The sequence below is a fragment of the Cellulomonas massiliensis JC225 genome (assembly GCF_000312005.1).
GTDB lineage: Bacteria > Actinomycetota > Actinomycetes > Actinomycetales > Cellulomonadaceae > Cellulomonas > Cellulomonas massiliensis.
The window spans coordinates 665,783-668,469 of sequence record NZ_HE978588.1 but is presented as its reverse complement, the minus strand read 5'-3'; the positions used below and the strand labels follow the sequence as shown (position 1 = coordinate 668,469).

At 74.7% G+C, this 2,687-nt stretch carries 3 protein-coding genes and 1 pseudogene; all 4 read left to right on the top strand.

The window, feature by feature from the left end; all coding sequences use genetic code 11:
- Positions 1-298, top strand: a 298-nt coding sequence (locus HGCM_RS16630) for a hypothetical protein (RefSeq protein WP_370906314.1), incomplete at its 5' end; no start/stop codon positions are given.
- A 207-nt stretch (positions 299-505) separates the two neighbouring features.
- Complete coding sequence (locus HGCM_RS03175; protein WP_019135440.1) at positions 506-1,717, top strand: toxic anion resistance protein; 1,212 nt, start codon at positions 506-508, stop codon at positions 1,715-1,717.
- 21 nt (positions 1,718-1,738) lie between these two features.
- Positions 1,739-2,272: a hypothetical protein gene (locus HGCM_RS03170; protein WP_019135439.1), complete on the top strand. Its 534-nt coding sequence runs from the start codon at positions 1,739-1,741 to the stop codon at positions 2,270-2,272.
- A pseudogene (locus tag HGCM_RS19610) lies at positions 2,269-2,687 on the top strand (AAA family ATPase); the annotation flags it as partial. The gene HGCM_RS03170 and the pseudogene HGCM_RS19610, both read left to right, overlap by 4 nt.

The following is a 2,687-nucleotide window of genomic DNA, read 5'->3' as shown; positions in this document are numbered from 1 at the left end:
GACGCCCTCCCGGCTCGGCTCGCCCCAGGTGCTCGGCCGCCTCGCCGCGGGCGCGCTCGGCGGGGGCGCGCTGGCGGCCGTGGAGGGGTCCCGGCCCGTCGGGGTCGCCGTGGGCTCGGTGGTCGGGGCCGTCGGCGCGTTCGTCGGGTCGGTGCTCGGCGCGTCGTGGCGGCAGTGGGCCGCGGACGACGGCCCGGCGGCGCTGCAGCCGGACCTGCGGGCGGCGCTCGTGGAGGACGCGGCGGTGCTCACGACGGCCGGGGCGCTCGTCGCCTCCGGGCCCTCGGCGCGCCGCTGAGCCGGCCGCCGCGGCACCCCCTCGGGAACCGGCGGGGCGCCTCGTTCGTCACCTGCGGGTGAAGCCTCCCGCGGCCTCACCCGGCCCGGCCGTCGCGTCCGGCCCTGGTGGTAGCGTGCGGCTCTCCGAGACGCCCGTGCGCGCACGTCCTGCGACCGTCCTGGCCTGCGGGGCCGCGCGCCGAACCCACTCCGACGGGGGCCACTGATGACCGAGGCGACGCCGCTGCAGCCACCCGCCCCGACGCCTCTCGTGCTCGAGGCCCCGGCGCCCGTCCAGCCGGTCGCGACGACGCAGGCGCCCGCGATGGCGCCGAAGGTCGACGAGGCCGCGATCCCGGGCCTCGACGCCAAGGTCGCCTCCTACCTCGACGGGCTCATGGCGGCCGAGGCGGGCTCGCCCGAGTTCGCGGCGAAGGCGGACGACGTCCGGACGATGGGCGACGCCGACATCCGTGCCGCGGCGGACACCTCCAACCGGCTCATGCAGATGCCGGTCAAGGAGATGCGCGAGGGCGGCGTCTCCGGCACCTCGCAGGTGAGCCGCTCGCTGCTGGACCTGCGCCGCACGGTCGAGGAGCTCGACCCGAGCGAGAAGAGCGTGGGCCGCAAGCTCCTCGGGATCATCCCGTTCGGCGACTCCATCACCGACTACTTCCGCCGGTACGAGAGCGCGCAGAAGCAGCTCGACGCGATCGTCCAGAGCCTCTACAACGGCCAGGACGAGCTCCGGAAGGACAACGCGGCCCTCAACCTGGAGAAGAAGCACCTCTGGGACACGATGGCGCGCCTCAACCAGTACATCTATGTGGCCGAGCGGCTCGACTCCCAGCTCGCGGCGCGCATCGCCGAGGCCGAGGTCACCGACCCGACGCGCGCCAAGCAGCTGCGCGAGGACGTGCTGTTCTACGTCCGCCAGAAGCACCAGGACCTGCTGACGCAGCTCGCCGTCTCGATCCAGGGCTACCTCGCGATCGACATCATCCTCAAGAACAACGTCGAGCTCATCAAGGGCGTCGACCGGGCGACGACGACGACGGTCGCGGCGCTGCGGACCGCGGTGCTGGTCGCGCAGGCGCTCAACAACCAGAAGCTCGTGCTCGACCAGATCACGGCGCTCAACACCACGACGTCCGGGATGATCGCCTCGACGTCGAAGATGCTGCGCGAGCAGTCCGCGACGATCCAGCAGCAGGCGGCGTCGGCGACGATCGGGCTGCCGCAGCTGCAGCAGGCGTTCGCGGACATCTACCTGACGATGGACTCGATCGACGAGTTCAAGGTCAAGGCGCTCGACTCGATGGCGCAGACCATCGGCGTGCTCGAGACCGAGACGACGAAGGCGCGCGAGTACATCGACCGCGTCTCCAAGGCCGACAGCACCGGTGCGTCGAGCGGGTCGCTCGACCTCGGCAGCTGAGGCGGGCCGGCGGCGCGCGCGATGGGGTGGTGGGGGGACCTGTTCGGCCGCCGGGGCGCGGGCGGCGAGGAGTCGTCGCAGCCGGCTCCCGAGCCGCCCGCTGCGGCGGACATCGTCGCGTCCGTGCACGAGGTCGAGCGGGACATCGCCGGCCGGGTGCCGCCGGCCGTGACGGCCCGGGTGCACCGCATCGCACGGGTCGTCGAGGACATGGCGCCGCGCCTGGACCGGCTCGGGCTCGGCAGCCGGCAGGCGCACACCGTGGTCGCGACGGCGACGAGCTACCTGCCCGAGGCCGTCGAGGGGTACCTGCGGCTGCCGCGCGACTTCGCCGACCGGCGCGTCGTCGCCGACGGCAAGACGTCGCTCATGGTGCTGTGCGACCAGCTCGACCTGCTGGGCGCGACGTTGACCAAGATCTCCGACGCGGTCTCGCGGCAGGACGCGAACGCGCTCGTGGCGCACGGGCAGTTCCTCGCCGAGAAGTTCGGCACGTCCTCGCTCGAGCTGCCGGGCACGCTCGGCCAGCCCGGCACGCAGGGAGGCGCGGCGTGAGCGCGCCCGCGCCGGCGCTCGGCCCCGCGCTCGACGCGCTGGTCGCGGTGGGCCGCGAGGCCGGGCTCGACGAGTCCGCGGTCCGCGACGAGGGCGAGCGGCTCGCCGCCGCGGTCGCGGAGTCGCTCACCGGGGCACCCGTGCGCTGGCGCACCGCCATCGGCCGCCCGGAGGCGACCTACGACGACTTCTTCTCCGCCGCGTCGAGCGCCCGCCGCTGGCGATCGGCCCCGACCGACCTGCTCACGGGCCTCGTCCAGGCGCGCTCGCGGCACGCGGTGGGGTACGCGGACGCGCTCGCGGGGGTCGTCTCCGCGGCGGTCGACCTGGGTCCCGCACCGATCAGCCTCGTCGCCAGCTCCGCCGCGACCGCGGCGATCCAGCGCAGCGCCGCGGCGGACGCGGTCGCGCCCCG